Below are 21,534 nucleotides of genomic sequence, written 5' to 3' on the forward strand. Positions count from 1 at the left end.
GATGATTTTCCAGCGGGTTTTCGCAGCTTTTGCGGCTCTGGCCGTCTGTGCGTCGGCCTGCCCGGCCGCAGCGTTCGCCGCGCCCGGCGCGGTTGAGGTCGAGACCGCGCCGCCGGGGTCAGCGCGGGCGGGGCTGAAGCGCCGGGTGGCGGTCGGGCGCTTCAGCAACAGCACCCCCTATGGCCGCCTGCTGCTGTCGCCGGGGCAGGCCGACCCGGTGGCGAGCCAGGCGGGCGACATGCTGGTCAACGCTTTGGTGGCCTCCGACCATTTCTTCGTCTTCGAGCGATCCGATCTGACGGCGCTCAACGCCGAGCGGGTGCTGTCCGATGCGGATGGTCAGGCGTTGAGCGGGGTCGACGCCCTGCTGCTGGGCTCGATCACCCAACTGGGCCGTCGCAACGAGGGCAAGCAGGGCTTCCTCAACTCCCAACGGCGTCAGGCGGTCAACGCCACGGTCGAGATCCGTCTGGTCGACGTGCGCACGGGCCGCGTCTTCTTCACCGCCTCGGGCGCCGGGGAGGCGACGACGGAGACCGGCGAGGTGGCGGGCTTCGGCAGCCGCGCGGGCTATGACTCGACGCTGAACGATCGGGCCATATCGGCGGCCATCGCGGACGCCATGACCAATATCGTCAACCAGTTGCAGCAGCGGGCCTGGTTCACCGACATCCTGCGGGTGTCCGGCCCGACCGTCTATGTCAGCGGCGGTCCCAGCCAGGGTCTGCGCGCCGGCGACCGCTTCCACGTCGAAACGCCGGGCGAGACGGTAGTCAGCGGCCAGTCAGGCCTGCCGATCACCCTGCCGGGCAGCCGGGTGGCGCAGATCGAGATCACCGGCTTCTTCGGCGACAGCCCTGAGACCGAGGGCGCGACCGCCCGCGTCATCGAGGGCGAATTGCCTGCCGATCCAACCGGCCTGCGGGTCACGGAGATCAGACCATGAAGACGAGCGCGGTCGTGCTGACCGTCCTGTGCGCCGCGCTGGCGGCCGGAGGGTGCGTCCAAAACTATCCCACGCGCGAGGCGGTGCAGGGCGCGCCCGCGGGCACGCTGAAGCTGCGCAACGCCCCGGCCGACGCCCGCCTCATCGTGGACGGGCGCGATCTGGGGCCGGTCGGCGCCCTGGGCGGGGCCGCGGCCCTGACGCCGGGCCGCCATGAGGTCGTCGTCAGTCAGGGCGGTCGGATCCTTCACGCCCAGACGGTGATCGTCGCCGCCGGGACGCAGGCTGTGGTGGTGGTGCCGTGAAACGTCTGATGATGATGGCCGCCCTGATGACCCTGACCGGCCTCGCCGCCTGCGCGCCCGCCACGCGGTTCGAGTGGGGCGCCTATGAGCCCGCGCTCTACGCCTATGCCCAGAACCCCGAGAACCGCGAGGCCTATCGCACCGCGCTGGAGCGCGCCATCGAGGCGGGGCGCAAGCGCGACGCCGTGGCGCCTGGCCTGCTGGCCGAACTGGGCTATCTGCACCTGCAGGCGGGCGAGACGACGCAGGCCCTGACGCTGTTTAAGGAAGAGCGCGCGCGCTTTCCCGAATCCGCCGTCTTCATGGATCGGGTGATCGTCGGCCTCGGCGGTCAGGCCGCCGTCGCCGGGGGAGAGGCGCAATGATTATCCGCAGACCGCTCGTTGTCGCCGCCCTGGCCTGCGCCGCCCTGCTGGCCGCCTGCGCCACGGGGCCTGCGCCCAAGAGCTACGCCGCCCTGCGCGCCGAAAATCCGCGCAGCGTCATGGTGGTTCCGGCGCTGAACTCGACCGTCAATGTGGATGCGGCGGACTATTTCGTCTCGACCATTTCCCGGCCGGTGGCCGAGCGCGGCTACTATGTCTTCCCCGCCTATATGGTGAAGGGGGTGCTGGAGGACGAGGGCCTGTCGGACGCCGGTCTGGTGCATCAGGCCGACGCCGCGCGCTTTGGTCCCCTGTTCGGCTGCGACGCGGTGCTGTTCGTCGAAATCCAGAAGTGGGAGTCGCAATACGCCGTCATCTCCACCTCGACCAATGTGGCGTTCGAATACACGCTGAAAAGCTGTCGCAGCGGCCAGGTGCTGTGGTCGGACCATCAGTCGATGACCCATAATCCGCAGGCGTCAAACTCGGGCAATTCGCTGGCCGATCTGCTGGCCCAGGCCATCGTTTCGGCGCTGGAGAAGGCCAAGCCCAACTATATGCCGCTGACCCAGCAGGCCAATCTGACGGCGACCCATGCGCTGGGTCAGGGCCTGCCCGCCGGTCCCTATCTGCCGGCCCAGCACCGGCAGGATCACAAGAGCTTTCCGGACGAATAGGCCCGTCGCGTCCGGGAGCGGCCAGCGCGGCTAAACACCGCGACAGAAAAGCTGCGGAGCGGGGCCTTGCCTCGCGCGTATAAGCCTTATCTGTTACGCCGCCCCCCGAACGTACGGAGACCTCGCCATGTCCGACACTGCTCAAACCCAGGCGTACGACGCCAGCCGCCACAGGAAGGCGGGGCGGGGGCGGGTCTATGACAGCATCGTCGACACCATCGGCGACACCCCCCTGGTGCGGCTGCCCAATCTGACGGCGGCGCTGAAGCCCAAGGCCACGGTGCTGGCCAAGCTGGAGTTCTTCAACCCGATCGCCTCGGTCAAGGACCGTATCGGCGTGGCGATGGTCGAGGCGCTGGAGCAACTGGGCAAGATCAAGCCGGGCGCGACCCTGATCGAGCCGACCAGCGGCAACACCGGCATCGCCCTGGCCTTCGTGGCGGCGTCCAAGGGCTACAAGCTGATCCTGGTCATGCCCGAGAGCATGTCGATCGAACGGCGCAAGATGTTGGCCCTGCTGGGCGCCAAGCTGGAGCTGACGCCGGCCGAAAAGGGCATGAAGGGCGCCATCGCGCGCGCCGAGGAGCTGCTGAGCGAAATCCCCGGCTCGGTCAGCCCGGCCCAGTTCGAGAACCTGGCCAACCCCGCCATCCACGAGGCGTCGACGGCTGAGGAAATCTGGAACGACACGGCGGGCGCCGTGGACGTGGTGGTGGCGGGCGTCGGCACCGGCGGCACCATCACCGGCGTCGGCCATGCGCTGAAGGCGAAGAAGCCCTCGGTGAAGATGATCGCGGTCGAGCCGACCGACTCTCCCGTTCTGTCCGGCGGCGCGCCGGGGCCGCACAAGATCCAGGGCATCGGCGCGGGCTTCATCCCCGCCGTGGTGGACCGCGCCGTCATCGACGGGGTCGAGCAGGTCACCAACGAGGACGCCTTCGCCATGGCCCGCCGCGTCGCGCGCGAGGACGGCGTCCCGGTCGGCATCAGCTCGGGCGGGGCCCTGACGGCGGCCTTCCGACTGGCGGCGCAGGACGCCTATGCCGGTCAGACCATCGTGACCATCGTCCCCAGCTTCGCCGAACGGTATCTGTCCACGGCCCTGTTCGAAGGGCTGTGACGGCCGGTTAACGCGTCGGCGCTAGGCTGCGCTCATGAGCGAACCCCGGGTCAGGGCGGAAGAGACAGGGACGCGGCCGCTGCGGGCGCGCCGCGCCCTGCTGCGTCGTCTGGCCGATGTGGTCAGCCTGCCGGCCAGCCGGATCAACGTCTTCGAGCGTTCGGTGGTCGGCGACCTGCTGGTCGACGTGCTGCGGACGGCCGCGACGGATGAGCGCCGCCGGGTGGCCGAGCGGGTGGCCCCGCTGGGCGAACTGCCCGATGCGCTGAAGCGGCTGCTGCTGCGCGACGAGCCCGAGGTGGCGCGGCCGCTGCTGGAGGAGTGCGCGGCCCTGTCGGACGCGGACCTGATCGGCTGCGCGCGCGATGCGGGGCTGGAGCATCGCCTGATGATGGCGGCGCGGCGCGGCCTGTCCGAGGTCGTGGCCGAGGCCCTGTTCAACTGGGCCGAGGAGGCGGTGATCGCCGCCGTCCTGCGCAATGACACGGCGCGCCTGCCGCAATCCGCCGTCGAGAGCGTGATCGCCCTGAGCCGCAACGCGCCGGCGCTGTGCGCCCTGATCCTGCGGCGCCCGGAACTGCGGCCCTCGGGCGCCTATGTCATGTTCTGGTGGTGCGGGGCCGAGGAGCGGCGCATCATCCTGCAACGCTTCGCGGTGTCGCGCGAGGTGATGCAGAGCAGCGTCGAGGACGTCTTCGCCCTGGCGGCCGAGGAGGGGTGGAGCGACCCGGTCGCGCGCAAGGCGCTGCAGTTCATCGAGCGGCGCCAGCGCAACCGCGCGGCTGTGGCCAAGAGCCCTTACGCCGATCTGGAAGCGGCCGTGGCGGCGGCGGGCGCCGGGGGGCTGACGCGCGAACTGGTCGCCGAGATCGGCTATCTGTCGGGGATCAAGCCTTTGACTTCGGCCAAGATCATGGGCGATGCGGGGGGCGAGCCTCTGGCTATACTGTGCAAGGCGACGGGGTTGGCGCGGCGCGACCTGGCGGCCCTGTGGCGGGCCATGCGGCGCCCCGAGACCACGGCGGACGGCGCCGAGCATCCCGACTGGCGCCGGGTGCAGATCATCTATGAAATGCTGGCGGTGGACCGGGCCCAGACGGTGCTGCGTTACTGGAACTGGTCTCTGTCCTCGGCGCTGACGCCGACGCTTCTACGGGCGATCCGCGAGGGGGAGGAGGCGCTGATCGACGAATACTCGGCGCCTGAGCGTGCAGCCCTGCTGGCCCTTGCGGAGAACTTTGGTCGATAAAAAATCGGCGTCGTCTTAATTACTGATCAGGGCAGTTGAACTCGCTTATCAAGCGACAAAAGACGGCTGCATTGCTTTCAAACTCGAACATCCGTATGAAACCGACAAGCGGCGGATCCTTTCAGATCAGTCGAATGAATTTGGGACGACAGAAGGCTGATCCAGATGGAAGAAAAACCCGAACTGCTTGAGATGACGGCGGACATCGTGTCGGCCTATGTCAGCAACAACACCGTATCGGCCGACACTGTGCCGACCCTGATCGCGCAGATCCACGCCGCCCTGTCGGGCGTTTCGGAAGCGCCGGTCGAGGCCGAGCCCGAGCCGCAAGAACCGGCCGTCCCGGTTCGCAAGTCGATCACGCCGGACTTCCTGATCTGCCTGGAAGACGGTCGCAAGTTCAAGTCGCTGAAGCGTCACCTGCGCACCAAATACAATCTGAGCCCGGAAGAATACCGCGCCAAATGGGGTCTGCCGAAAGACTATCCCATGGTCGCCCCGAACTACGCCAAGGCGCGTTCGGAACTGGCCAAGCAGATGGGTCTGGGCCAGGGCGGCCGCAAACCCGCCCGCGCGACCCGCAAGTAAAAGCGGCGCCAATCAAAAACAGACGCCCGCCTTTCCAGCGAAAGGCGGGCGTTTTGCTGTCCGGGACAAGGAGAGGCGGTCAGGCCGCCTGCATCGCCTTGCGCGCGCGCCAGAAGCGGATCGTCCGCAGGGCCGCCTCTCGGGTCAGTTCCTGATACATCCCGGCATAGGCGCGGGCCTTGCCCATGGCGTTGTCGTCGGTGTTCAGCAGGACGACGGCGTAGGTCAGGAACAGGGCGCGATCCAGGTCGGCCGCCTTGCAGATCACCGCCAGGGCGTCCAGCTCGCGCCGCTCGATGATCTGGCGAGCGGTGTGGAAGTCGACGTCAGCCAGCTGCGACAGGGCGATCAGGAAGGCGGTCTGGCCGCCCGAGCGCAGGAAGCGGGCCAGCACCTGGGGCGTTAGCTGGTTGGCGGCGCGCAGTTCTTCGACATAGGCCAGGCTCTCGGCGTAGTCGGGCGGCAGGGCGCCGTCTTCGGCGGCGACGCGCGTGCGCCCGGCGGCCAGGGCGCTTTCCAGCAGGGCCGGGTCCATCCGCGCGTTCTGTTCCAGGATGCGCTGGCGCAATCGGGCCTCGACCTCGAAATACAGGTCGTTCAGCAGGTCGGGCGGCAGGCTGGAGCGTTCGACCGTCACCGCGTGCAGGGCAGGGTTGGCGCGGGCGCGTTCAACGGCGGTTTCCGAGGCGGCGCGCGACAGGCTGGCGCCTTCATTGCCCAGCAGCACGCCCAGGGTCTCGTCGTCGCCGCGCTCGACAATGGCGTCGGACACGGCCTCGGACACGGCGGCGCGGCGGCTGACGGCGCGCATATGCCCCTGACCGCGTGAGCGCACCACGCCGATCAGGTCCGCCTCGGTCAGCACGGGGGAGGCGCTGAGGACGGGGGCGGCGACGGTCTCGGCTTCGTCATTGGCCAGGCGGCGGATCAGCTGGTGCGGGGCGTCGGGCGCCTCGGCGAACCGCTCGGCCAGTTCGGCGCGCACAGCCGTCTCCATCGCGTCGGTGAGGTCGGACAGGACGGCGCCATAGAGGGCGGTTTCCGCCTCAGTGCGCTGGGGGGCGCCGAAGAAGCAGTCGGTCAGTTCACGCAGCAGGGCGCGTCGCTTGGGGCTGGAGTCTTCCTGCGCCAGGGCGATCAGCTCAGGCAGGCGCGAGCCGGTCTTGGCCGGCGGAGGCAGGGCGGCGCCGTCGCTCATGGCAGGTCGGGACCGTCGGTCGTGGGACCGTCCGTCAGGGGGGCGGCGCGCAGGCGGCCCTGGGCGTCGCGCATGACGGCGGGCGCCTCGGGCGGCTGAGCCAGGTCGTCCGAGGCGATGGGTTGATCCAGTTCAACCGGCAGGGCGTCCAGATAGTTGGGCGCGGGCAGGGGCGTGGCGTCCGGCTGGCGGCCCGCCTGACGGTGGACGGAGTAATAGCGGGCGCCGCTCGGAGCCGGGGCGTCGCTGGACGCGGGCTGGGGCGCGGGTTGCGGTTGTTGCTGCGCCGGGGCCTCAGGCGTGGCGGCGGCCGATGCGGCAGGCGTCTGAGGCGCGTTCCGTTGCAGCTGGAAGATCAGCGCGTCGCGACGGGGCGCCAACGGGTCGACGGTCGGCTGGGCCGGTGCGGGCGCGGGGTCTGGCTGAGCTTGGGGCTGAGGCTCGGGCGGGAGCGGGGGGGCGGGCTGGACCGGCGGCGGGGGCGGCGCAGGCTGGGGCGGGGCGACAACGCTCTGCGGCGGCTGTCGCACCGGTTCAGGCGTCGGCTGTGGAGCGGATTGAGGGGCAGGTTCGACGACGCGCGGGACGGGCTGAACTGGCGGCGGCATCGGCCGCAACGGCTCGGGCATCGGCGCGGGCGTCGGCTGGGGCAGAGGCGCATAGGGCGCAGGCTGAGGCTGGCTCTGCGTGGGCTGGCGCGTCCACGGCGGGGGTTGATAGGACGGCTGATAGGGCGCGGGCGGCGTGAAGTCGGGCGCCGGGGTCTCTGCCGGAGGGCTCACATAGGGGCGCCAGACGGCGTCCGGGTGGCTGGTCACCGGACGGAACTCGGGCGCGGGGGCCTGCTGGGGCTCGCTGTAGGTCTGGGCGGGACGCCAGGGGTATCCGCCGTGCGGGATGATCGGCGGGCGGGCGGCGTAGGTCGGGCGGTCCGCCACGACCTGTTGCGGCGGGGCGAAGCTGTCGGCGGGGGCGCTGGTCCAGTCCGGCGCAGGCTGTGGGGCGGGATGGACCGCAGGGCGGCCGGGCCAGGACAGCTGGCGCGCGTGGGACGGCGCTGGATAGGGGGCCTGCTGAGGCGGGACGGGCTGCGCCCAGGCGGCCGTGGCCGCGCCGAGCGCGGGCAGAAGGGCGGCGATGGTCAGGGTGCGCGTCAACGGCGCCTCGTGAAAACTGCAGAGGTTCAGCCGGGCATCCTAGGCGGCGCGGCTTAATCCTCGCCTAACGTCGGGCGATTTAGCCGCGCGAGGGCAGGTACTGGCTGGTGAAGGCCTCGCGCCAGTCGGGGGCGGCGGGATAGGCGCCCTGCGTCTGATCGGCGAAGGCCTGCCAACGCTCGGGCGTCATGGCGCCGAGGCCGTACAGGGCCGCGTCGCCGCCGTCGACCATGGCGCGGGCGCGCAGGGCGGCGCGGGCGGCGTCCAGCGCGCGCTGGGGCAGGTCGGGATGGGCGCGGCGGATCAGGGCGTCGCCCTTGGCCCCGTCGCCGTGGACATAGTCGCGCCAGCCCTCGACCGAGGCAGCGATGAAGTTGCGCAGGGCCTGGGCGTTGTCGCGGGCGAAGGCGTTGGGCGCCAGCACCAGCCCGGAATAGGAGGGGTAGCCGTCCTCGGCCGGGGACAGGATCAGGGGCTGGAAGCCGACCGCGCGGGCGACCGCCTCTGGGCCGCCGTCGGTCAGGCGGGCGATCAGCACGCTGTCCGCATCGTCGCGGAAGGCCTTCAGATTGTCATCGACCGCGCCGGGTTGGGCCTGGTCGGCGGCCAGGTCGAAGCGGGCGCGCAGCCAGGTCCAGAAGCCGTCCTGATCCCTGGGCTCCATCAGCAGCTTGCGGCCGCGCAGGACGGTCAGATCCTCCAGCTGCTGGCCGGGATGGGCCAGAAGGACGACCGGGTCCTTCTGCAGGAAGGCGGCTACGGCCTTGACCGGGGCGCGCTCGGCGATCAGCCGCAGGGGCAGGAAGCTGTCGCGGCCGATGGCCAGTTCGACCGCGCTGGCCGCCAGAAGGGCGGGAATGTCGGCGCCCGAGGGACCGGCCAGAATCTCGACGTTGAGGCCGCGCCGCTCATAGGCCCCGACCGCCAGCGCCTGATAGAAGCCGCCGTGCAGGGCGTCGGCCGGGCCGCCCGCCGCCACGCGCAGGCGCACGCGGCCGGACTCGTCGGTCGGCGCTGGCGTGCGGCTGCACGCCGACAGCGCGCCCACGGCGCTCAGGCCCACGGCGCTTAGGCCAAAGGCGCCGGCCATCAGGCCGCGTCGGTTCAGGCGGGCGCGAGTCATCACGTCTAGGGTGTAGGGGGGCGGGCCGCGCTTGGAAAGGCGGCGGGACGTCGCCAGGCCGAATTCCGACCGGAAATCCAACAATCCAGCGCCGGAATTGAGCGAGGGGACGTCATCCTTTGAGCCGGACCGTCGCCGGTCAGATCGCGGATCGCGTCCCCTCGCCAAGTCCGGGTTGGACTTGACCGTAATAGGGTCGAAACTTCGCCTCAGCGTCGGCGGGCGAACCCGGCGTCGTTCAGCGCCTGTTTCATCGGCTCCTGGTCTTCGGCGTTCCGCAAGGCGAACCTCGCGCCGTCCGTCGATCCCGGCCTGGTTCTCCGTGATCCCTGCGCCGAAACGCTAAAGGATCGGGAGCCTTGGCCCTGCGTCGGTGTTTCCGCGTCCTCCGAGGAGGCTTGGAACCCTGGGTCAGAGAGCCGGACCGGTCCGCTTGATGTCCGGGTCTCCCCGGATTTCCGCGCCTCCGTGTCCCTTCGGCCTGTTGACGTTCCCGCGAAATCGGTTATTGGGCAAGCGCCCAAACCGGCGCGTCTGTGCGGAATCATCCCGGGCCCGGTGGGCAAGTCTGTGGATATCTGTGGGCGGACGAAATTCGCGCAGGCGGATCAGGATGTTGCGCTGTCCACAGGAAAAGGAGCTCCGCGCCGCGCCGGGCGCGAACTCTAGAGAATGAGGGCGTAGCCGGCCTGCTGGTGGTGAATGACGGTCATCATGGCGGCGGTATCGACCTGAACGCCGGGCTCCAGATCGGCGGGGGTCAGGCCGTTGGCGACCATCGACTGACCGCACAGGCGCACCTGAACCCCGGCGGCGAGGAGGGCGCGGATCAGGGCGCTGTTGGGATTGACCTGCCCCTTGCCGCGCGCGGCCCAGGCGGCGTCGGACAGGGTGGCGAGCGTGGCGCCTCCGTGCAGGACGGCGACGATCTTGCGGCGCTCGCCCGTCACGCCGCCGGCTTCGAGCAGATTGGTCAGGCGGGCCACGCGGTCGAGCGACTTGAGCGGCTTGTCGTCCGGCCCGCCCTGGGCCACGTCGAGGATGACCTTGTAGTCGCGCCCGGCGTCAGGTTGTTCGCCCGCATCAGGCAGGGCGGTGAAGGCGCCGTGGCCGACGACTGTCTGGGCTTGGGCTTGAGACGGAAGGGCGACGGTTGAGACGCCCAGAGCCCCGAGGGCCAGGACGAGGGCGGAGAGAACGGCTTTCATGCGGAGGTCCTGACTTAACGAGGGGTGCAGAGGCAGGCGATCACCCTGCCAGCGCCGCCTTCTTCTCCTCAAGCTCCAGCCAGTCGAGTTCGGCAATTTCCAGTTCAGCGCGGGCCTTTTCGGCCGCCTTCATGGCGCGGTCGAAGGCGGCGGGGTCGCGCGCGTAGAGGTCGGGGTCGGCCAGGATGGCGTCCTGTTTGGCGATTTCGACCGGCAGGGTCTCCATCAGCTTTTCGACCTCTTCCAGACGGCGGGCGTCCTTGTAGGAAAGCTTGACGGTCTTCTTGGGGGCGCGGTCAGAAGGCTCCGCCTTCTCGACCCGACGCGCCCCGGGGGCGGCTTCGGCGTGGGTGGGGGGCGGGGCGAGGAAGCCGGGGTTCTGGCGCAGGAAGTCCTGCCAGCCGCCGGGGGTCTCGACCATGTCGCCGCGGCCGTTCAGGGCGATGGTGGACGTGGCCAGGCGGTCGACGAAATCACGGTCGTGCGACACCAGGATCAGGGTGCCGTCGTAGGATTCGAGCAGCTCTTCCAGCTTCTCCAGCGTGTCCATGTCGAGGTCGTTGGTCGGCTCGTCGAGGATCAGCAGATTGGCGGGCTGGGCCAGGGCGCGCGCCAGCAGCAGGCGGTTGCGCTCGCCGCCCGACAGGGTGGAGATGGGCTGCTTCAGCTGGGCTTCCTGGAACAGGAAGTCCTTGGCGTAGGCGGCGACGTGCATGGAGCGGCCGCGCACAAGGATGCTGTCGCCCCCGCCCGGCGTCAGGGCGTCCCACAGGGTCATGTCCGACTTCAGCCCCTCGCGCGACTGGTCGAGGTAGAGGGGTTCGAGGTTGGCGCCCATGCGGACCGTGCCCTCGTCCGGGGCCAGTTCGCCCAGCAGCACTTTGACCAGGGTGGTCTTGCCCGCGCCGTTGGGGCCGACGATGGCCAGCCGGTCGCCGCGCAGGATGCGGGTGGTCAGGTTCTTGAAGATGACGCGGTCGCCGAACGCCTTGCTGACGCCCTTGATGTCGGCGACCAGCTTGCCCGAGGCGCCGCCGGAATCGACGCCCAGGTTCAGTTCGCGCGGGATGTCCTTGACCCGTTCGGCCCGGTCCAGGCGCATCTGCTGCAGGGCGCGGGCGCGACCCTCGTTGCGGGTGCGCTGGGCGGTGATGGAGCGGTAGAAGGTGTAGGTCTCGGCCTCGATGCGCTTGGTCAGGCGGCGCAGGGACTCGGCCTCCTCCTCCATGACCTTGGCGGCCCAGTCGTCGAACTCGATGAAGCCCTTGTTCAGGGTGCGGACCTTGCGGCCTTCCAGCCAGTGGACGGTGTCGGTGACGCGGTTGAGGAAGGCGCGGTCGTGGCTGACGACCAGCAGGGCGAAACGGGCCTGGATCAGTTCGTTTTCCAGCAGTTCGATGGCCAGGATGTCGAGGTGGTTGGTCGGCTCGTCCAGCAGCAGCAGGTTGGGCTCTTCGGCGAAGGCCTTGGCCAGGGCGGCGCGGCGGATCTCGCCGCCCGACAGGCCTTGCGTCGACTTGTTCGGGTTGAGGCCGAAGGTCTCGAGCCAGCTTTCGGCGGTCCAGCGTTCGGCCTCGCCCGAGGCGGCGTAGTCAGCCAGGGTCCATTCTTGAGTGGCCCTACCGCTCGCGACTTCGCGCTCGCTGCTTGAGGGCGGTGAAAGATCGGGTTCTTGCGGGACATAGGCGAAGCGGGTGCCGGCCTGGAACGAGCGGTCGCCCGAGTCCGGCTCGATCAGGCCCATGACGACCTTCATCAGGGTGGACTTGCCCGCCCCGTTGCGCCCGACCAGGGCGGCGCGGCTGCGCGGCTCCATCGCCATGTCGACGCCGTCGAACAGCGGGCGGGGGCCGTCCTGCAGGCGGACGTCCTTGAGGGCGACGAGAGGAGGGCGAGGGGCCATAGACACCAGTCCGAAAAGGGAGGCGACGCCTATAGCGCGTCGAGGGGGCGAAGGGCCAATATTTCCGGATTTACACAAAACCGTCCAGACGGTATGTCGGGCCGCATGGACGCTCAACCGAACCGCCGCACGCCCGAAGACACCCGCCGCCAGATTATCGAAGCGGCCATCGAACTGGCCGCCGAACAGGGGGCGATGGCGCTGACGCTGGACGCCGTGGTGGGGCGTCTGCCCTTCAGCAAGGGCGCCCTGCTGCATCACTTTCCGACCAAACAGGCGTTGCTGGAAGGGGTGCTGGACCATCTGGCGCTGGAGATGACGACGGCGGTGCTGGCCGAGGCCGCGCGCGATCCCAACCCCTATGGCCGCAATGCGCGGGCCTATCTGAGGACGGTGGTCAATGAGCCGGCGACCGAGCGGGACGTGAGCATCGGCCGCGCCGTCCTGGCCGCCTGCGCCATAGAGCCCAGCCTGATCCCGCGCTGGCGCGAGGCGATCCGCAGCCTGACGGTGGGAGACCCCGAAGATCCGATGGGCCGGGACGACGCCCTGATGCTGCGGCTGATCGCCGACGGCCTGTGGATGAGCGACCTGTTCGACACGCATGAGGTGTCGCTGGAACAGCGCCAGGCCCTGCTGTCGCTGCTGACGCCGGGCAGCCTGCTGACGGACGGCTATTCAGAGGCGGGCGCCAATGGGAAGACCGGCGCATGAGCCCGACCACCTGGCTGGCCCTGCTGGGCGCGATCGGCTTTGAAGTGATGGGCACGACCCTGCTGCAGCAGTCGCAGCAGTTCACCAAACCCCTGCCGACGGCGGGGCTGGCGGTCTGTTACGGCATCGCCTTCTATCTGCTGACGCTGGCGCTGAAGCAGATGCCGGTGGGGTTGGCCTATGCGATCTGGAGCGGGCTGGGGGTGCTGCTGATCTCGCTGATCGGCCTGGTTCTGTTCAAGCAGAAACTGGATGGCCCGGCCATCATCGGTCTGGGGCTGATCATCGGCGGGGTGGTGGTGATCAACCTGTTCTCGAAAAGCGTGACGCACTGAAGCGCGCCGGAGGGGCGGCTGAGACGCCGAGACCAGGATCGCCTGGCCTTCGCCACCCGGTCTTCGCTTCGCTTCGACCGCCCTCCCCATGAAGGGGAGGGAGAAGGCGACAGCGGGGGTTTTGAGGCGTATAGGGCGCGCCCATGAGTTCCGCGCCCGCCAAGCCCTTCTGGGAGACCAAGACGCTCGCCGAGATGAATCCGGCCGAGTGGGAAAGCCTGTGCGACGGCTGCGGCCTGTGCTGCGTCATCCGGTTCGAGGACGAGGACACCGGCCGGATCATCCCGACGCGCGTGCATTGCAAGCTGTTCGACACGAACGCCTGCACCTGCACCGATTACGCCGATCGTCAGGCCGAGGTGCCGGACTGCGTGCAGCTGACGCCCGACAATATCGAGCGGCTGAAATGGATGCCGCTGTCGTGCGCCTATCGTCGGCTGCATGAAGGGCGGCCGCTGGCCTGGTGGCATCCGCTGGTCTCGGGCGACCGGGAGACGGTGCATACGGCCGGGGTGTCGGTGCGTCGCCAGACCGTGTGCGAGACGGCGCTGAAGGAGCCCGAGGACGCCCTGGAGTTCGAAGCGCCCGAATGGATGGCGGAACGGGGCGTCGCTAACGAATAATTCGGCGCCTGGGGGTTAGGGGCGTGATCAGGGCGAGGGCGGAATGGACATTGTCGCAGCAGGAAAAGGCTCGGGAAACGGCGCGCGGGACGCGTTCGACCGGCTGACGGCGATCGCCTGCGCGACGTTCCGCACGCCCCACGCCATGATCGCGACGCTGGATGAAGACCGGGCGGTCTTTCTGTCCGGGGTCGGGCTGGACGAGGTGAGCGTGCCGCGCCTCGACAGCGTCAGCCACCAACTGGCGGCCATGGGGCCGGACGCCGTGATGGTGATCCAGGATGCGCGTGAGCATCCCGTCTATCGCCGCCATCCGATGGTGGTCGGGGCGCCCCATGTCCGCTTCTTTCTGGGCGCCACGGTGTGCGGCGCTGACGGGCGGCCCGCGGGGGCCATCGGCGTGATGGACGTTCAGCCGCGTTCGGCGCCGACGCAGGCCGAGCTGGACCTGATCCGCGAACTGGCCGGCCTGGCGGGCCAGTTGATGGAGCACGCCGAGGCGATGCGCCAGGAGGCGGCGCGCCTGGAGACGTTGCGGCTGGCCGAGGACATGGTCGGGGTCGGACGCTGGCGCTATGAGGTCGCGACCGGAGCGGTGACCTGGTCGGACGAGATCTATCGCATCCACGGGCGGGCGCCGGGCGCCTTCCATCCGAAGCTGGAGGATGTGTTCGGCCACTATCACGCGGACGACCGGGGCGAGGTCCAGCGGCTGGTCGAACGGGCGTTGAAGAGCGGCGAAGGCTATACCTTCAAGCTGAGGCTGGTAGGCGTGGACGGGGTCGAGCGGGTGGTCGCCGCCGAGGGCGCCGCCGAGAAGGACGCCACCGGCCGGGTGATCGCCCTGTTCGGCGTGCTGCAGGACGTGACCGAGCGCGAGGCCTTGCTGCGTGCGGCCCAGACCAATGAGCGGCGCTATCGCCTGCTGGCCGAAAACACCGGCGACGTGATCACTCGCGTCAAGATGGACGGGTCGAGCAAATACATCTCGCCGGCGATCCAGCAGTTGCTGGGCTGGACCTTTGAGGACATGAGCGGCCAGTCGACCGACTATGTCCACCCCGAGGACCGGCTGCAGGTGCTCCAGGCGATCAGCGCGGCGGTCCAGACAGGCCAGCCGACGCGGCTGGAGCATCGGGCGGTGCACCGCCAGGGCCACACGGTATGGGTGGAGTCGGCCTTCAAGGCCCTGACCGACGAGCACGGCCAGGTCGACGACGTGGTGGTGGTGATCCGCGACATGACCCAGCGCAAGGTGCTGGAGGACGAGGTCATCGAGGCCAAGGAGCGGGCCGAGAAGGCCGCCCAGGCCAAGAGCGAGTTCCTGGCCAATATGAGCCATGAGCTGCGCACGCCCCTGACCAGCGTCATCGGCTTTTCCGGACTGTTGCAGGCCTCGGAGCATCTGCCGGCCGAAGAGCGAATCTATGTCGAACGCATCGCCACGGCGTCAGAGGCGCTGCTGGGCGTCATCAACGACATTCTGGACTATTCCAAGCTGGAAGCCGACGCGATCGAGATGGACCCGGAGCCGTTCGATACGCGGGCCCTGGTGGACGGGGCGGCGGCGATCATCGAGAGCCAGTGCTCGGCCAAGGGGCTGACCCTGAACGTGGTGGTGGCGGCGGAAACCCCCGAGCGCCTGACCGGCGACAAGGGGCGGTTGCGGCAGGTGATGCTGAACTTCCTGTCCAATGCGGCCAAGTTCACCGCTCGCGGAGCGGTGACGCTGAAGGTCGGCGGGCGGCCGCTGGCGGACGGCGGCTGGCGGATGCGGGTGGAGGTGACCGACACCGGCATCGGCATTCCGTCCGAGAAGATCGGGGAACTGTTCCGGCGCTTCACCCAGGCCGACGCCTCGACCACGCGGGTCTATGGCGGGACGGGGCTGGGTCTGGCGATCTCGCGGCGGCTGATCGAACTGATGGGCGGCGAGGTCGGGGTGGAAAGCGCGCCGGGCGCCGGCTCGACCTTCTGGTTCGAGGCGCCGCTGGCGGCGGCGACGGCCGAGGAGGTTACGGCGGCAGGCGAGGAGGATCGCGCCCGCAAGGACGCCCTGCGCGGCCGGGTGCTGATGGCCGACGACGCGGCCGCCAACCGCGAGCTGGTCAGCGCCATCCTGAGAAACCTGGGGTTGGAGATCGATACGGTCGCCGACGGCGCCGAGGCGGTGCATGCGGCGCATTCAGGCGCCTATGACCTGGTGCTGATGGACGTGCACATGCCGGTCATGGACGGGCTGACCGCGACGCGGGAAATCCGCCGGATGCAGGCCCAGGGCGAGCGGCGGATCCCCATCCTGGCGCTGACGGCCAACGTGCAGGCGGACCAGGTGAAGCGTTGCCTGGAAGCGGGGATGGACGGCCATCTGGCCAAGCCGATCCAGATCGCGGAACTGGCGGCCGCCCTGTCGCGGTGGCTGAACGAGGCGGAAACGACGCCTGAAGAGACGCGGGCGGGCGCCTGACGCCGACGGTCTTTGCGACAGGGCGAGCCAAAGCCGGGAAATCCCTGCGTTTGACGCGATCCGGGCGCCCTTTGCGCGCCTGAGGACGCTGCTCGTCTATGGTTCAGTCATGGCGGGAAAAGCGGATCAGAGCGGGGCGGCGGGGACGACCGCGGCGTGGCTGGGCGAGGTCTTCGCCCGGCTGAGGGCCGCGACGGACGAGGCCATCGCCGTGGTGACGGCGGCCGAGCCGCCCGCCGATGTGGCCGAGGCCGAGAAGCGGGCGCGCGCCATCGGCGTTCTGGCCCGCACGGCCAAGGCGGTGGCGGCGCTGGAAGCCGACATGATCCGCAAGAGCCGCAGCCCTGAAGAGGATGGAATGAGCGACGACGACCGTGACCTCAGCGACGCCGAACTGGCCGGGCTTCAGGCCGAATTCTTCGCCCGTGTCGATCATCTCGTCGCAGCCATCGAGCGCAAGTCGCTGGCTGCGGGACTGGATCGAGAGCCTGCCGCACGAACAGCGGGGGGCGGCGCTGAGGGCGGCCGTGAAGGCGACGCCGAGGCTGAACGACGACCAGATCGCGCCGCCTGAGGACTGGCGCACCTGGGTGCTGCTGGGCGGGCGCGGGTCGGGCAAGACCTTCGCCGGCGGCTTCTGGATGAACGAGCTGGCGCGGGGCGCGGATATGACCTTCGCCCTGGTCGGGACGGCGCTGCACGACGTGCGCGAGGTGATGGTCGAGGGGCCGTCGGGGCTGAAGGCTCAGGCGACGGCCGACAACCGGCCGCGCTGGGAAGCGGGGCGGCGACGGCTCGTCTGGCCCTCGGGCGCGGCGGCCTATGCGTTTTCGGCCGAAGACCCGGACAGCCTGCGCGGGCCGCAGTTTCACGCCGCCTGGGCGGACGAGTTCTGCGCCTGGAGGAATATCGAGGCGACGCTGTCGAACCTGAGGTTCGGCCTGCGGCTGGGGACGGACCCTAAGCTGGCGATCACGACGACGCCCCGGCCGATCCCGGCGCTGAGGCGGCTGTTGGCCGAGCCGGGCGTGGCGACGGCCCGGCTGGCGACGAAGGACAACGAAGCCAATCTGGCGCCGGGGTTCCTGGGCCATCTGCAGAGCCTCTACGCCGGGACGCGGCTGGAGGCGCAGGAGATGGAGGGGCTGGTGGTCGAGGCCGACGGCGCCCTGTTCCGGGCCGAGGATCTGGCGCGGGCGCGAGGGAGCCGTCCGGCGAAGTTTGAGCGGGTGGTGGTGGCGGTCGATCCGCCCGCCAGCGCCCACGGCGACGCCTGCGGGATCGTGGTGGCGGGACGCTGGGACAGGACGGGCTATGTGCTGGCCGACCGTTCGGCGCGCGGCCTGTCGCCCGCCGGGTGGGCGCGGCGCGTGGCCGAGACCGCGCGAGAGTTCGACGCCGACCTGGTGCTGGCCGAGGCCAATCAGGGCGGGGAGATGGTGCGCGCCCTGCTGGGCCAGGCGGACTGTCCGGCGCAGGTGAAGCTGGTTCACGCCAGCCGGTCCAAGAAGGCGCGAGCCGAGCCCGTGGCGGCGCTCTACGAACAGGGGCGCGTGGTCCACTGCGGGGCGTTCCCGGCGCTGGAGGAAGAGATGATGGCGCTGGGCGGGGAGGCGCCGGGGGGCAAGAGCCCGGACCGGGCGGACGCCCTGGTGTGGGGCCTGACGCACCTGCTGCTGGCCGGGAAGACGCAGCCGAGGCTGCGGGCGTTGTGAGGATAGGCGCGGCGCCTCTCCCTCCCCGTCCCGGGGAGGGTGGTCGCGAAGCGACCGGGTGGGGAGGGCCAGGCGATTTCAGACTGGCTGACTTCAGACGGGGCGCTTGAATAGCCCTGTCGCCCCCACCCGGCTTCGCCCTGACGGGCTCAACCACCCTCCCCGGGACGGGGAGGGAGATTTCGGTGATGGAGATTTCAATGGATTGGCGACGACCGTTCGGTCGGCGGCGCGTTGCTGCGCCCGAAATCAAGGACAGCCGCACCGGGCCGCTGATCGCGCTGACGGGGGCGGGCCGGGCGCGGTGGACGCCGCGCGATTATGCGCACCTGGCGGACGAGGGGTTCGGCAAGAACGCCGTGGCCTATCGCTGCGTGCGGATGATCGCGGAGGCGGCGGCCTCGACGCCGCTGATGGTGATGGTCGGGGGCGTGCGCAGCGCGGATCATCCGCTGGCGCGGCTGATCGACAAGCCCAATCCCGAGCAGTCGGGCGGGGAGTTGATGGAGGCGCTGTACGGCGCGCTGCAGACGGCGGGCAACGCCTATGTCGAGGCGATCGGCGACGCGGATGGAGACGGGGCGCCGGACGAGTTATGGGCGCTGCGGCCCGACCGGGTGAAGGTGGTCCCCGGGCGGGCGGGCTGGCCGGAAGCCTATGAGTATGCGGTCGGCGGGCGCGCGGTGCGGATCGGGCGGCATGGCGACGGCTGGTCGCCGGTCATGCATCTGAAGCTGTTTCATCCGACGGACGATCATTACGGGTTTTCACCGCTGGAGGCGGCGGCCTTCGCCATCGACGTGCATAACGCCTCGGGCGCCTGGAACAAGGCGCTGTTGGACAATGCGGCGCGGCCGTCGGGGGCGCTGGTCTATGGCGCCAGGGACGGCGAGCGGCTGACGGCGGATCAGTTCGAGGCGCTGAAGGCGGAGCTGGGCGAGGCCCACGCCGGGGCGCGCAACGCCGGGCGGCCGCTGCTGCTGGAAGGCGGGCTGGACTGGAAGCCGATGAGCCTGACGCCGCACGACATGGACTTCATCGCCGGCAAGCACGCGGCGGCGCGGGAGATCGCCCTGGCGTTCGGCGTGCCGCCGCAACTGCTGGGGATCCCGGGGGATGCGACCTACGCCAACTATCGCGAGGCCAACGCCGCCTTCTGGCGCGGGACGGTGATCCCGCTGGTGCGGAAGGCGGCCGGCGCGATGACGGGGTGGCTGGGCGGGCGGTTCACGGATTGCCGGATCGAGCCGGACCTGGACGCGGTTCCGGCCCTTCAGGTCGAGCGTGACGCGCTGTGGGCGCGGCTGAATGCCGCGAGCTTCCTGACAGAGGACGAGCGGCGCCGGATGGCGGGGGTGGGGGAGTGATGGAGGCGATGAAGAAGATGCCCGTCGCCCTGATCGCGGCCTTGCTGGTGCAGACCGTCGGCGGACTGGTGTGGGCCGGCGGGGCGGCGGCGCGGATCGCCACCCTGGAGCAGCGCGTGGACGAGCAGAGGCTGGTCGCCGAGCGGCTGGCGCGGCTGGAGGCGCAGGGCGAGGCGACACGCGCCGCGGTCGAGCGGATCGAGCGGCGGCTGGAGGAGAAATGATGGCGGCAACAAGCCGGACAAGGGCGGGGCTGGCGATCGCCGGCTACGCCTCCCTGTGGGGCGTGGCGGACCTGAATGGGGACGTGACGGCGCGCGGCGTCTTCGCCGACAGCCTGGCCAAGACCGGCGCGGGCGGGGTGCGGATGCTGCACCAGCATGAGAGCCGCGCCGTGGTCGGCGTCTGGGACCGGATGGTCGAGGACGAGCGGGGCCTGTGGGTCGAAGGGCGGATCGAGGACTGGTCCGCCGAGGCCCGCTACGCCGCCGCCCTGACGCGCGCCGGGGCGCTGGACGGGCTGTCGATCGGCTTTCGGGCGACGAAGGCGCGACGCGACGGGCGGCTCAGGGTGCTGAGCCGGGCGGAGCTGTGGGAGGTGTCGCTGGTGACGTTTCCGATGCTGCCGGGCGCGCGGTTTCAGGCGCGGGGGGCGGCGGGCTGATCCGGCGTCAGTCGGGCGAGGCCAGCGGGCGGTCGTCGCGACGGCCGTGCAGGCCGGGGGCCTCCTGGGCGGGGCCGCGCAGGGCGATGGCGCAGGATTCAGGGGTCTGGCGCGAGGCGACGGCGGGGCTGGCGCCGCGGTCATAGGCGGCCCGGAGCGCGCGGCGTTCTGTCTCGTCGGCGGTCGGGGCGTGGCGGCGCAGATGGGCGGCGAAGCCCTGTTCGCCCGGAGGGGCGCGATTGAAGCGCTCGCACGCCCCCAGGGTCTCGAACAGACGGGCCTGCAGGGAAGCGTCGGCGGAGAGACGGTTCTGTTGAAGGGGCATGGCGGCTGTTTCCGGCGTGGCGCACGACGGGAGAAAGGCGGCGGACAGGGCGATTATGACGAGTTTGAGCATCAATCCTTCCTGCATGGGCCAGGACGCTAACACGCCTGCGCGAAGGCGCAACGAGGGCTGTGGCGCGACCTGCTGAAGCAAGATCGAGACGCGGCGTCGCAACCGCGTCTCCAGCGTAACCGCATCGTGCGGTTCTAACATCGGAGACACCATGAAAGAGACCAAGACCGTCTCGGGCAACCCCGAGGCGCGCGCCGCCATGCATGAAATGATGGCCGCGTTCGAGGCGTTCAAAGGGGCGAACGACGCCCGTCTGGACGAGATCGAGAAGAAGACTTCGGCCGATGCGCTGCTGGAGGAGAAGGTGGCGCGCATCGATCAGGCCGTGGCGCAGGCGCAGGCGCGCATGGATCGCGCGCTGAGCGAGAGCCGCAGGCCTGTGCTTGAGGCCGGCGGCCCCTCCACCGCTTCGCGGTCCCCCTCTCCATTCCATGGGGAGGAGAAGAGCGCGTGGGACGGCTATATGAAATCGGGCGCGTCGCATGGCCTAGAGCTGAAGGCGGGGCTGTCGTCGGCGTCGAACTCGGCGGGCTATGTCGTGCCGCCGGAGACGGAGCGGGCCATCGAGCGACGCCTGATGGCGGGCAGCCCGATGCGCGAGATCGCCACGGTGCGCACCGTCGGCTCAGGCGTGTTCAGGAAGCCGGTGTCGACGGCGGGCGTGCAGGCCGGCTGGGTGGCCGAGACGGCGGCGCGGCCGGAGACGGACCCGGCGACGCTGGCGCTGCTGGAGTTTTCTTCGGCCGATCTCTACGCCTGTCCGGCGGCGACGCAGTCCCTGCTGGACGACGCCCTGATCGACCTGGACGAATGGCTGGCGGCCGAGGTCGAGGACGCCTTCGCGGCGCAGGAGACGGCGGCCTTCGTCAGCGGCGACGGGGTGAACAAGCCCAAGGGCTTCCTGGCCTATGCGACGGCGAGCGAAGGCACGCAGACCTGGGGGCAGATCGGCACGGTGGCGTCGGGGGCGGCGGGCGGTTTCGCCTCGACCAACCCGGCGGACAAGCTGATCGACCTGATCTATGCGCCCAAGGCTCAGTATCGGCCGAACGGGCGTTTCGTGATGAACCGACGCACGGTCTCGGCGGTGCGCAAGTTCAAGGATGCGGACGGCAACTATGTCTGGTCGCCGGCGACGCGGCCGGGCGAGACGGCCAGCTTGCTGGGCTATCCGGTCACCGAGATCGAGACCATGCCGGATGTGGCGGCCAACAGCCTGTCGATCGCGTTCGGCGACTTCTCGCGGGGCTATCTGATCGTCGACCGCGCGGGGGTGCGAGTGCTGCGCGATCCCTATTCGGCCAAGCCCTATGTGCTGTTCTACACGACCAAGCGCGTGGGCGGCGGGGTGCAGAACTTCGACGCGATCAAGCTGATGAAGTTCGCTGCTTCCTGAGGAAGCGAGTGACGAGT

23 protein-coding genes are annotated in these 21,534 nt (G+C 70.0%); 17 read left to right on the plus strand and 6 right to left on the minus strand.

All coding sequences use genetic code 11. The annotated features are described in order from the left end of the window. Position 1 precedes the first annotated feature (1 nt). The 7 genes from ACLBV5_RS10500 (at position 2) to ACLBV5_RS10530 (ending at position 5,250) form a co-directional block, all read left to right on the plus strand. Positions 2–946, plus strand: coding sequence for a CsgG/HfaB family protein (locus ACLBV5_RS10500; protein ID WP_447605643.1), 945 nt, complete (start codon positions 2–4; stop codon positions 944–946). Further along, positions 943–1,251, plus strand: a complete 309-nt coding sequence (locus ACLBV5_RS10505; RefSeq protein WP_447605644.1) for a hypothetical protein — start codon at positions 943–945, stop codon at positions 1,249–1,251. Before ACLBV5_RS10500 ends, ACLBV5_RS10505 begins: the two co-directional genes overlap by 4 nt. Further along, positions 1,248–1,616: a DUF4810 domain-containing protein gene (locus tag ACLBV5_RS10510; protein ID WP_447605645.1), complete on the plus strand. Its 369-nt coding sequence runs from the start codon at positions 1,248–1,250 to the stop codon at positions 1,614–1,616. The genes ACLBV5_RS10505 and ACLBV5_RS10510 overlap by 4 nt, the downstream gene beginning before the upstream one ends. Further along, a complete protein-coding gene (locus tag ACLBV5_RS10515) occupies positions 1,613–2,293 on the plus strand; it encodes a GNA1162 family protein (RefSeq protein WP_447605646.1) in 681 nt (226 codons plus the stop codon). Before ACLBV5_RS10510 ends, ACLBV5_RS10515 begins: the two co-directional genes overlap by 4 nt. Positions 2,294–2,420: 127 nt before the next feature. After that, a complete protein-coding gene (gene cysK / locus ACLBV5_RS10520; RefSeq protein WP_447605647.1) occupies positions 2,421–3,413 on the plus strand; it encodes a cysteine synthase A in 993 nt (330 codons plus the stop codon). A gap of 34 nt (positions 3,414–3,447) precedes the next feature. Then, positions 3,448–4,662, plus strand: coding sequence for a DUF2336 domain-containing protein (locus tag ACLBV5_RS10525; RefSeq protein WP_447605648.1), 1,215 nt, complete (start codon positions 3,448–3,450; stop codon positions 4,660–4,662). 165 nt (positions 4,663–4,827) lie between these two features. Further along, positions 4,828–5,250, plus strand: coding sequence for a MucR family transcriptional regulator (locus ACLBV5_RS10530; protein ID WP_025977896.1), 423 nt, complete (start codon positions 4,828–4,830; stop codon positions 5,248–5,250). Positions 5,251–5,329: 79 nt separating this feature from the next. Here the strand turns inward: ACLBV5_RS10530 and ACLBV5_RS10535 are convergent, their stop codons facing one another. The 5 genes from ACLBV5_RS10535 to ACLBV5_RS10555 form a co-directional block, all read right to left on the minus strand. Continuing rightward, a complete protein-coding gene (locus ACLBV5_RS10535) occupies positions 5,330–6,448 on the minus strand; it encodes a DUF2336 domain-containing protein (protein WP_227157787.1) in 1,119 nt (372 codons plus the stop codon). After that, the gene (locus ACLBV5_RS10540) at positions 6,445–7,605 is read right to left on the minus strand and encodes a hypothetical protein (RefSeq protein ID WP_447605649.1); all 1,161 of its coding nucleotides are present in this window, start codon (positions 7,603–7,605) and stop codon (positions 6,445–6,447) included. The genes ACLBV5_RS10535 and ACLBV5_RS10540 overlap by 4 nt, the downstream gene beginning before the upstream one ends. Positions 7,606–7,684: 79 nt before the next feature. After that, entirely contained in the window at positions 7,685–8,728 is a 1,044-nt protein-coding gene (locus ACLBV5_RS10545) for an ABC transporter substrate-binding protein (RefSeq protein WP_447605650.1), read from the minus strand. A 665-nt stretch (positions 8,729–9,393) separates the two neighbouring features. Continuing rightward, positions 9,394–9,936: a DsrE family protein gene (locus tag ACLBV5_RS10550; protein WP_278069695.1), complete on the minus strand. Its 543-nt coding sequence runs from the start codon at positions 9,934–9,936 to the stop codon at positions 9,394–9,396. Positions 9,937–9,976: 40 nt separating this feature from the next. Then, positions 9,977–11,845: an ABC-F family ATP-binding cassette domain-containing protein gene (locus ACLBV5_RS10555; protein ID WP_447605651.1), complete on the minus strand. Its 1,869-nt coding sequence runs from the start codon at positions 11,843–11,845 to the stop codon at positions 9,977–9,979. A gap of 99 nt (positions 11,846–11,944) precedes the next feature. Between ACLBV5_RS10555 and ACLBV5_RS10560 the strand changes: the two genes are divergently transcribed. The 9 genes from ACLBV5_RS10560 (at position 11,945) to ACLBV5_RS10600 (ending at position 19,724) form a co-directional block, all read left to right on the plus strand. After that, entirely contained in the window at positions 11,945–12,553 is a 609-nt protein-coding gene (locus ACLBV5_RS10560) for a TetR/AcrR family transcriptional regulator (RefSeq protein WP_447605652.1), read from the plus strand. Next, the gene (locus tag ACLBV5_RS10565) at positions 12,550–12,888 is read left to right on the plus strand and encodes a multidrug efflux SMR transporter (RefSeq protein WP_312446660.1); all 339 of its coding nucleotides are present in this window, start codon (positions 12,550–12,552) and stop codon (positions 12,886–12,888) included. Before ACLBV5_RS10560 ends, ACLBV5_RS10565 begins: the two co-directional genes overlap by 4 nt. 143 nt (positions 12,889–13,031) lie before the next feature. Further along, entirely contained in the window at positions 13,032–13,511 is a 480-nt protein-coding gene (locus ACLBV5_RS10570; protein WP_003169096.1) for a YcgN family cysteine cluster protein, read from the plus strand. 43 nt (positions 13,512–13,554) lie between these two features. Beyond that, on the plus strand, positions 13,555–15,978 hold the full coding sequence (locus ACLBV5_RS10575; RefSeq protein WP_447605653.1) for a PAS domain-containing protein: 2,424 nt from the start codon (positions 13,555–13,557) through the stop codon (positions 15,976–15,978). A gap of 109 nt (positions 15,979–16,087) precedes the next feature. Beyond that, positions 16,088–16,552, plus strand: coding sequence for a hypothetical protein (locus ACLBV5_RS10580; protein WP_313633389.1), 465 nt, complete (start codon positions 16,088–16,090; stop codon positions 16,550–16,552). Further along, a complete protein-coding gene (locus ACLBV5_RS10585) occupies positions 16,506–17,693 on the plus strand; it encodes a DNA-packaging protein (protein ID WP_447605654.1) in 1,188 nt (395 codons plus the stop codon). The genes ACLBV5_RS10580 and ACLBV5_RS10585 overlap by 47 nt, the downstream gene beginning before the upstream one ends. Positions 17,694–17,881: 188 nt before the next feature. Further along, positions 17,882–19,060, plus strand: coding sequence for a phage portal protein (locus ACLBV5_RS10590; protein WP_447605655.1), 1,179 nt, complete (start codon positions 17,882–17,884; stop codon positions 19,058–19,060). 8 nt (positions 19,061–19,068) lie between these two features. After that, positions 19,069–19,284, plus strand: coding sequence for a hypothetical protein (locus ACLBV5_RS10595; RefSeq protein WP_419177558.1), 216 nt, complete (start codon positions 19,069–19,071; stop codon positions 19,282–19,284). Continuing rightward, on the plus strand, positions 19,281–19,724 hold the full coding sequence (locus ACLBV5_RS10600; RefSeq protein ID WP_447605656.1) for an HK97 family phage prohead protease: 444 nt from the start codon (positions 19,281–19,283) through the stop codon (positions 19,722–19,724). The genes ACLBV5_RS10595 and ACLBV5_RS10600 overlap by 4 nt, the downstream gene beginning before the upstream one ends. Before the next feature lie 7 nt (positions 19,725–19,731). Here ACLBV5_RS10600 and ACLBV5_RS10605 read toward each other — a convergent pair whose 3' ends face one another. Beyond that, positions 19,732–20,121, minus strand: coding sequence for a hypothetical protein (locus ACLBV5_RS10605; RefSeq protein ID WP_447605657.1), 390 nt, complete (start codon positions 20,119–20,121; stop codon positions 19,732–19,734). A 151-nt stretch (positions 20,122–20,272) separates the two neighbouring features. On the opposite strand from ACLBV5_RS10605, the gene ACLBV5_RS10610 reads away from it, so the two are divergent. After that, positions 20,273–21,517: a phage major capsid protein gene (locus tag ACLBV5_RS10610; RefSeq protein ID WP_447605658.1), complete on the plus strand. Its 1,245-nt coding sequence runs from the start codon at positions 20,273–20,275 to the stop codon at positions 21,515–21,517. Positions 21,518–21,534 lie beyond the last annotated feature (17 nt).

Source organism: Brevundimonas sp. M1A4_2e (assembly GCF_053345555.1).

What these genes read in the sequence shown, in the direction of transcription:
- ACLBV5_RS10500 (WP_447605643.1), top strand. Translation starts at nt 2, where the DNA reads ATGATTTTCCAGCGGGTTTTCGCAGCTTTTGCGGCTCTGGCCGTCTGT.
- ACLBV5_RS10505 (WP_447605644.1), top strand. Translation starts at nt 943, where the DNA reads ATGAAGACGAGCGCGGTCGTGCTGACCGTCCTGTGCGCCGCGCTGGCG.
- ACLBV5_RS10515 (WP_447605646.1), top strand. Translation starts at nt 1,613, where the DNA reads ATGATTATCCGCAGACCGCTCGTTGTCGCCGCCCTGGCCTGCGCCGCC.
- cysK (WP_447605647.1), top strand. Translation starts at nt 2,421, where the DNA reads ATGTCCGACACTGCTCAAACCCAGGCGTACGACGCCAGCCGCCACAGG.
- ACLBV5_RS10525 (WP_447605648.1), top strand. Translation starts at nt 3,448, where the DNA reads ATGAGCGAACCCCGGGTCAGGGCGGAAGAGACAGGGACGCGGCCGCTG.
- ACLBV5_RS10530 (WP_025977896.1), top strand. Translation starts at nt 4,828, where the DNA reads ATGGAAGAAAAACCCGAACTGCTTGAGATGACGGCGGACATCGTGTCG.
- ACLBV5_RS10535 (WP_227157787.1), bottom strand. Translation starts at nt 6,448, where the DNA reads ATGAGCGACGGCGCCGCCCTGCCTCCGCCGGCCAAGACCGGCTCGCGC.
- ACLBV5_RS10545 (WP_447605650.1), bottom strand. Translation starts at nt 8,728, where the DNA reads ATGACTCGCGCCCGCCTGAACCGACGCGGCCTGATGGCCGGCGCCTTT.
- ACLBV5_RS10550 (WP_278069695.1), bottom strand. Translation starts at nt 9,936, where the DNA reads ATGAAAGCCGTTCTCTCCGCCCTCGTCCTGGCCCTCGGGGCTCTGGGC.
- ACLBV5_RS10560 (WP_447605652.1), top strand. Translation starts at nt 11,945, where the DNA reads ATGGACGCTCAACCGAACCGCCGCACGCCCGAAGACACCCGCCGCCAG.
- ACLBV5_RS10565 (WP_312446660.1), top strand. Translation starts at nt 12,550, where the DNA reads ATGAGCCCGACCACCTGGCTGGCCCTGCTGGGCGCGATCGGCTTTGAA.
- ACLBV5_RS10570 (WP_003169096.1), top strand. Translation starts at nt 13,032, where the DNA reads ATGAGTTCCGCGCCCGCCAAGCCCTTCTGGGAGACCAAGACGCTCGCC.
- ACLBV5_RS10575 (WP_447605653.1), top strand. Translation starts at nt 13,555, where the DNA reads ATGGACATTGTCGCAGCAGGAAAAGGCTCGGGAAACGGCGCGCGGGAC.
- ACLBV5_RS10580 (WP_313633389.1), top strand. Translation starts at nt 16,088, where the DNA reads ATGGCGGGAAAAGCGGATCAGAGCGGGGCGGCGGGGACGACCGCGGCG.
- ACLBV5_RS10590 (WP_447605655.1), top strand. Translation starts at nt 17,882, where the DNA reads ATGGAGATTTCAATGGATTGGCGACGACCGTTCGGTCGGCGGCGCGTT.
- ACLBV5_RS10595 (WP_419177558.1), top strand. Translation starts at nt 19,069, where the DNA reads ATGAAGAAGATGCCCGTCGCCCTGATCGCGGCCTTGCTGGTGCAGACC.
- ACLBV5_RS10600 (WP_447605656.1), top strand. Translation starts at nt 19,281, where the DNA reads ATGATGGCGGCAACAAGCCGGACAAGGGCGGGGCTGGCGATCGCCGGC.
- ACLBV5_RS10605 (WP_447605657.1), bottom strand. Translation starts at nt 20,121, where the DNA reads ATGCTCAAACTCGTCATAATCGCCCTGTCCGCCGCCTTTCTCCCGTCG.
- ACLBV5_RS10610 (WP_447605658.1), top strand. Translation starts at nt 20,273, where the DNA reads ATGAAAGAGACCAAGACCGTCTCGGGCAACCCCGAGGCGCGCGCCGCC.